Raw genomic sequence first — 6670 nt, forward strand, 5'->3', positions numbered from 1 at the left:
GTCAGCCGCGGGCCGGCACCGGGTCGACGAAGCGCAGCAGGGGCGCGATGCCGAGCGCGAAGTCGACGACCCGGTCCGCGGCGGTGTCGTCGAGCCACGCGGCCTTGGGCAGCGGCTCCATGACGACGAGCTGCTTGAGCCGCAGGTACGCCGCCAGCGGGTGGTCGGCGTGCTCGGTGTACCCGCGCGGCATGGTCTTCACGGCGTCGGACCGGTCGAGCTCGTGGCCGTTGGCGGCGAGGGCGTCGACGACGGCGGAGAAGCCGTCGGGGTCCTCGAGCATCGACTGCCGCAGCGGGTCGAGGCGCGAGGTCGGCGGCTTGTAGAGCCCCCCTGCGAGGAGCCCGCCGTCGCCGCCCAGCTGCACGTAGACGAGACCGCCCGACTCCGACTTCGTCCCGCTCCGCGTGAGCAGCGCCGACCGCGACGTCGAGTACGGGGACTTGTCGGCACTGAACCGGACGTCGCGGTTCATGCGGAACGTCGTCGCCGCGCCACCCCGCAGCGGGGCGTCGGTCCCGGCCAGTCGCGCCGTCACCTCCTCGAGCAGGTCCTCGAAGGGTTCGGCGACGTACTCGTCGAACGTCGTCCGGTTCGCGTGGAACCACTCGGCCGAGTTGTTCTCCTGGAGGTCGGTGAACCACCGGAAGGTCGTCTCGGTGACGCCGTTGCCGCTAGCGCTCATGGGCCGAACGCTATTGAACAGATGGTTCAGTAGCAACCGCAGAGTCCAGCACACGCTAGACTCAGGTCGTGGCGGAGGACGGTGCTGTGGACTCGCGCGTCCTGCGGACCCGTCGCGACGTGCTGACCGCGGCGATGGACGAGCTCGTCGAGGGCGGCTGGGACGCCGTCACCCACGCGCGCGTCGCCGGGCGCGCCGGCTACGCGAAGGCGACGCTGTACGCGCACTGGCCGGACCGCCTCGCGCTCGTCCGCGACGCCTTCGACCAGGTCGGTCGCATGCCGCACCACGAGCCCACCGGGGACCTGCGTGCCGACCTCGTCGGCGAGCTCGTGTCCTTCCGGACGGCGATGACCGAGCACCGCCTCGACCGTGCGCTCGCCGTCCTCGCCGAGCGTGCGGGGCCGGTCCCCGAGCTGGTGGAGGTGCGGCGCCGCTTCGTCGAGGACGGGGAGCGGCCGATGCGGTTGCTCCTCGCGCCGGTGCTGTCCGGCGCCCGGCTCGAGGCGGCGACGGCGATGCTGTGCGGGGCCGTCGTCCACGCGACGCTCCTCCACGGCGCCCCGCCCACGGACGAGGAGGTCGAGGCCGCCGTCGACCTGGTCCTCGTCGGGGTCACCGGGGCCTGACGATGCCGTCGCTCGTCCTGCCGACCGGGACGGTCGACCTCGGCCTCACGCTCGCCCCGCTCGCCATGCTGACCCGCGACCCGACCCTGCGGCTGGAGCCGGGGCACCTGCTCCGCGCGACCATCACGCCCCACGGGCCCGGCGTCCTCGACGCGCGATGGGAACCGGCGCGCCCGGAGGTGCGCGTCCGCACGGACGGTCCGGGCGGGGAGTGGCTCGCCGAGCGGGCGCCGGCGCTGCTCGGTCTGCTCGACGACGCGTCCGGGTTCGCGCCGCACGGTGCGCTCCGGGAGGTGTGGCGCCGGTGCCGTGGCGACCGCGTCGCTGCCACCGGCACCGTGTGGCACGACCTCGCGTTCTTCGTCGTGCAGCAGCGCGTCACCAGGGCGGAGTCCTCCGCCCACTGGTACCGGTTCGTGCACGCGCTCGGGACCCCCGCCCCCGGGACGGACGGTCTCCTCGTCCCCCCGGCCCCGGCCGCCGTCGCTCGCCTCGGCTACGAGGCGCTCCACCGTCTCGGCGTCGACAGGAGGCGCGGCGAGGCCCTCGTGGCCGCCGCTCGGGCGGCGCACCGGCTCCTTCACGACGACGTCGGGCGGGACCGGGCGACAGCAGCCCTGGGCGGGGTCAGGGGCGTCGGCCCGTGGACGCTCGCGTGCCTGTCCGCCGTCACGTGGGGCGACGCGGACACGGTCATCACGGGCGACGCAGGGATCCCGTCGCTCGTGGCGTGGCTGCTCGCCCGGGAGCGGCGGGCCGACGACGCCCGGATGCTCGAGCTCCTCGAGCCGTTCCGGCCGCACCGCTACCGGGTCGTGCGCCTCGCCTTCGCCGCCGGGGTGCGGCCACCACGGCGGGGCCCACGGGTACCGGCGTCGGACATCCGGGGTCGCTAGCCCGCGGGGGCCGCGGCGTCGACGGCCCGGCCGTAGCCCACCCGTCCGGACTGGTCGACACCGTGACGTTCGACGCTGTACAGGTGCAGCTCGATGCCGTCGGGGTCGCGGAACGGCAGCATCCAGCCGACCGTCGCGTCGACGACGGGGCCGTGCGGGACGTCGAGCTCGTCGAGGCGCGCGGCCCACGCGTCGATCGCCGCACGGTCGGCGACCGCGAGGCTGCAGAGGTCGCTGCCCCGCATCCCCTCGGCGGCACGTGGGTTCTCCCGGAGCGCGAGGAACGTGCCGGGCACGCCCCGCACGTGCCCACCCGTCCCGCGGACGACGCCGTCGTCGTCGGGGAACTCCAGCTCGACGCGGTAGCCGAGCACCCGCTCGTACCACTCACGGCTACGGGGGAGGTCCGTGACGGGGACCTTGATGCTGAAGACGCCGACCAGGGTGACGTCGCCCATGGCGACCGCCTCTCCATTCGGCCGCAGTGATACTGCGGCGGATTGCGGTATCGTGCTCTCCGATGCCGGACCCCGTCAAGCGCCGCTACCGCTCCCCCCGGCGGACCGAGCAGGCCGCGCTCACCCGCGCCCAGCTGCGCGAGGCCGCTGCCGACCTGTTCCTCGGGAGGGGGTTCGCCGCGACGACGATGCGGGCGGTGGCGCAGCGGGCAGGGGTGGGCGAGCGGACCCTGTACGACGCCTTCCCGACGAAGGTCGCGTTGTTCGAGCACGTCGTCGGGGTGGCGATCGTCGGGGACGAGCAGCCGGTCGCCGCCGCGGACCGGCCCGAGCTCGCGGCGGCCCTGGCGGCGACCCGCGACGGACGGGAGGCGGTCCGGCTGTTCACCGGCTGGTCCGCGGACCTGCTCGAGCGGGCGGGCGCACTCATCATGGTCGCGGTGGAGTCGGCGGGCGCCGACCCGGCGATGCGGCGCTTCGCCGACGACGGTGCGCGCCAGACGCGCGTCACCACCGCCGCCTTCGTGCGGGGGCTGGTCGCGCACGGGGTGCTCGACGCGGACCGGGAGGCCGAGGCCGCGGCGACCACCTTCGCGCTCTGCTCCCCGCACGTGCACCAGCTCCTGCGGCGTGAGGCGGGCCGGACGGAGACCCAGTACCGCGAGTGGCTGGACCGGGAGCTGGCGGGCGCGCTCCTGGAGTGAGGTGGCTCATCACTGCGCGTCGGCCCACGAGCGGACGACCCGGACGTCGAGGGGGACGTCGACCGGGCTGTCGATGTCGCTCCCGGTGGGACCGGCGCCGAACAGCAGCCGGGTCGCCTCGTCGGCGGCCTCGCGTGTCGCGCGGACCGTCTCGTCGACGAGGCGCTCGGGGGCGTGGACGAGGACCTCGTCGTGGAGGAACATCACGAGCTCCGCGCGGTCGCCGTCGTCGCCCAGGCGCCACAACCGGTTCCGCAGCAGCGCGAGCCACACGAGCGCCCACTCCGCCGCCGTGCCCTGGACGACGAAGTTGCGCGTGAAGCGACCCCAGGCGCGCCCTGCCTCCTCGGTGAGCTCCGCCCGGGGAGCGGGCGAGCCGCGACCGAGGAAGGTCCGGACGACCTCACCGCGCTCACCCGCGCGGGCCGCGGCCTCGACGAACGCGAACGCCCTCGGGTAGCGGACGGCGAGACGCCGCACCATCCGCCCGCTCTCGCCGCGCGTGCCGCCGTACATCGCCCCCAGCACCCCGAGCTTCGCTTCCGCGCGCGTCGCGACCGCGCCCGCCGCCACCATGCCCTCGTAGAGGTCCCCGGCCCGCGCGGCCGCCGCCATGGCGGTGTCCCCGCTCATGCCGGCGAGGACGCGGGGTTCGAGCTGGGCGGCGTCCGCGACGACGAAGCGGTGGCCGCCGTCCGCGACCACGGCCTGCCGGACGGGTGCGGGGACGGTGAGGGCCCCGCCGCCGCGTGACGCCCACCGGCCTGTCACGACACCGGCGACGAGGTACTCGGGACGGAAGCGCCCGCCGCGCACCCACGTGTCGGACCACTGCCAGCCGTTCGTCGACAGCAACCGGGCGAGGCCCTTGTACTCCAGCAGCGGCGGCACGACGCGGTGGTCGAGCCGTTCGAGCGTGTGCGTCCGGGTGTCGGCGACGTCGAGGCCCGCGCTCCGCAGCGCCGCGAGGAGCGCGGGCTGGGAGTCGGGATTCAGCGCAGGGGCGTCGAGTGCGTCCCGCACCTGCCCGGCCAGGTGCTCGAGGTGCGCCGGTCGCTGCCCGTGCGGGGGTCGCGGCCCCAGCAGGCCCGTGAGGACGGCGTCGTGCACGTCTGCGCGCCAGGGCAGACCCGCGTGGGTCAGCTCGGCGGCGACGAGGGCGCCCGAGGACTCCGCGCTCACGAGGAGCCGCAGCCCGCCGTGGGTGGCGGCGTCGAGGCACGCGCGCTGACGCCGCCACTCCGCGAGCGGGTCGAGGTGGCTCGGCCCGCTGTCGTCGAAGAGGGCGGCGTCGTCGGCGGCCACAGGACGTAGCTCGTCCCACGCCTCCGCCTCCGCACCCCGGTCGACAGGGCCGTCGACGAGAGGGGAGTCGCGCAGCAGGGCGTGGACCAGGCGGAGGTCCCAGCAGCGTTCGACTCGGACGCCGGCCCGCAGCAGCCCCGGGTACCAGCGCGTCGTGCAGTCCCACACCCAGCGCGGCCGGTGCGCCTCGAGGTGGCGCACGAGGCCGGGCAGCTCCGCTGCCGCGACGACGGTCGGCGTGGTCTGCTCCCCGTCGGAGACCTCACGCGCCGCCACGGTGCCGTCGGGCAGCATGCGCAGCACCACGGCGTCTCCCACGTGCCGCATCCTCGCCGACGCCGCCGGACGCGTCGTCCGTGCGTCGGTCGTGTTGCAGCCACGTGACGACCTGGCGGGAGGCCTGGCCGCCCGGTCCAGGCGCTGCGACGCTCGGGCCGTGATGACCGAGGTCCGCACTCTCGGCGAGTGCCGTACCGAGTCCCCGCTGTCGGTCCTGCTCGGCGACCGCCGGACCACCCGGCACTACGTCGACGAGGACGACCGCGTCCTGGTCGACGACACGCTCGGCATGGTGCAGGCCCGCCGGGACGCCGGCGAGCCGCTCGTGTCGTTCGAGCCGGGCGGGCCGCGGCGCAGGATCTACTTCGACCCGGCGAAGACGCGGGCGGCCGTGGTGACGTGCGGCGGCCTGTGCCCGGGGCTCAACGACGTGATCCGGGCGCTCGTGCTCGAGCTGCACCAGGCCTACGGCGTGCGCCGGGTGCTCGGGTTCCGCAACGGCTACCAGGGCTTCGTCCCGAGTTACGGGCACGACGTCGTCGACCTCACGCCGACGTCGGTGTCGGGGATCGACGAGAAGGGCGGCACGGTCCTGGGCACCTCCCGCGGGGACCAGGACCCCGAGGTGGTCGCCGACTGCCTCGAGCGCATGGACGTGGACATCCTGTTCGTGGTCGGCGGGGACGGCTCGATGCGGGGCGCCATGGCGGTGTCGCGGGTGCTCGCGGCGCGGGGCCGCCACGTCGCGGTGGTGGGGGTGCCGAAGACCGTCGACAACGACCTGCCGTTCATCGACGCGAGCTTCGGTTTCCAGACGGCGTTCGGGCGTGCGTCGGAGTCGATCCGGGCGGCGCACACCGAGGCGAGGTCGACTCCCAACGGGGTCGGGCTCGTCAAGCTGATGGGGCGCCACTCGGGCTTCATCGCGTGCTACGCGGCGCTGGCGACGTCCGACAGCGACTTCGTGCTCGTGCCGGAGGTGCCGTTCGCGCTCGAGGGCGAGGACGGCGTGCTGGCGCACGTGCGCCGACGGGTGGCGGAGCAGGGGCACGCGCTGGTCGTCGTCGCCGAGGGGGCGGGTCAGGAGCACCTCGACGACGGTCGCGAGGAGCGCGACGCCTCGGGCAACGTCCGGCTGCGGGACATCGGAGGGCTGCTGCGTGAGCGCATCGGCGCCGACTTCGACGCGCACGGGCAGGCGCTGTCGCTGCGCTACATCGACCCGAGCTACGCCATCCGCAGCGTGCCGGCGAATCCCTCCGACAGCGTCTACTGCCTGCGGCTCGCCCACGCCGCCGTCCACGCCGCGATGGCAGGGCGGACCGAGGTCGTGGTCGGGCGCTGGCACGGTCGCTTCGTCCACGTACCGATGGCGCTGGCCGTGTCGGAACGCAACGTCGTGAGCGAGTCGGGTGACCTGTGGCTGGCCGTCCTGGAGTCGACCGGGCAGCCGGCACGCTTCGGCGACGCGCCGGCGACCGTCACGGCGCACTGACCGACCGGACCGCCCGTAGGGAGAGGTCGCCGCATCCTGCTACGCGACGGCGTGGACGGGTGCGTGTGCCCAGGGTGGTTCGGGGTCGTCGTCGGGGTGGGGTGGTGGGGCGGTGGTGAGGGCGGTGGTCGGGTTCGTGGGGGTGGTGGTGGTGGTGTGGGGTGGTTGGTAGGGGTGGTCGGTGTCGGCGGGGTGGGTGGTGTAGGTGTGGCCGGTGGG

7 protein-coding genes and 1 pseudogene are annotated in these 6670 nt (G+C 74.9%); 4 read left to right on the forward strand and 4 right to left on the reverse strand.

Annotated elements, in window-relative coordinates:
• Position 1: 1 nt before the first annotated feature.
• A complete protein-coding gene (locus WAB14_RS10620) occupies positions 2-685 on the reverse strand; it encodes a DUF2461 domain-containing protein (protein WP_340269630.1) in 684 nt (227 codons plus the stop codon).
• 86 nt (positions 686-771) lie between these two features.
• Here WAB14_RS10620 and WAB14_RS10625 point away from each other — a divergent pair, with 86 nt between their 5' ends.
• Both WAB14_RS10625 and WAB14_RS10630 read left to right on the forward strand, forming a co-directional pair.
• Entirely contained in the window at positions 772-1314 is a 543-nt protein-coding gene (locus tag WAB14_RS10625) for a TetR/AcrR family transcriptional regulator (RefSeq protein ID WP_340269631.1), read from the forward strand.
• 2 nt (positions 1315-1316) lie between these two features.
• Positions 1317-2210: a DNA-3-methyladenine glycosylase family protein gene (locus WAB14_RS10630; protein ID WP_340269632.1), complete on the forward strand. Its 894-nt coding sequence runs from the start codon at positions 1317-1319 to the stop codon at positions 2208-2210.
• Here WAB14_RS10630 and WAB14_RS10635 read toward each other — a convergent pair.
• The gene (locus WAB14_RS10635) at positions 2207-2668 is read right to left on the reverse strand and encodes a VOC family protein (protein ID WP_340269633.1); all 462 of its coding nucleotides are present in this window, start codon (positions 2666-2668) and stop codon (positions 2207-2209) included. The genes WAB14_RS10630 and WAB14_RS10635 overlap by 4 nt on opposite strands.
• 62 nt (positions 2669-2730) lie before the next feature.
• Here WAB14_RS10635 and WAB14_RS10640 point away from each other — a divergent pair, with 62 nt between their 5' ends.
• Positions 2731-3372: a TetR/AcrR family transcriptional regulator gene (locus WAB14_RS10640; protein ID WP_340269634.1), complete on the forward strand. Its 642-nt coding sequence runs from the start codon at positions 2731-2733 to the stop codon at positions 3370-3372.
• A gap of 9 nt (positions 3373-3381) precedes the next feature.
• On the opposite strand, the gene WAB14_RS10645 is transcribed toward WAB14_RS10640, so the two are convergent.
• Positions 3382-5004, reverse strand: coding sequence for a bifunctional 3'-5' exonuclease/DNA polymerase (locus WAB14_RS10645; protein WP_377002796.1), 1623 nt, complete (start codon positions 5002-5004; stop codon positions 3382-3384).
• A gap of 112 nt (positions 5005-5116) precedes the next feature.
• Between WAB14_RS10645 and WAB14_RS10650 the strand changes: the two genes are divergently transcribed.
• A complete protein-coding gene (locus WAB14_RS10650; RefSeq protein ID WP_340269664.1) occupies positions 5117-6451 on the forward strand; it encodes an ATP-dependent 6-phosphofructokinase in 1335 nt (444 codons plus the stop codon).
• 39 nt (positions 6452-6490) lie between these two features.
• Here the strand turns inward: WAB14_RS10650 and WAB14_RS10655 are convergent.
• A pseudogene (locus WAB14_RS10655) lies at positions 6491-6670 on the reverse strand (hypothetical protein); the annotation flags it as partial.

The organism is Aquipuribacter nitratireducens (genome assembly GCF_037860835.1).
GTDB classification, from domain to species: Bacteria; Actinomycetota; Actinomycetes; order Actinomycetales; family JBBAYJ01; genus Aquipuribacter; species Aquipuribacter nitratireducens.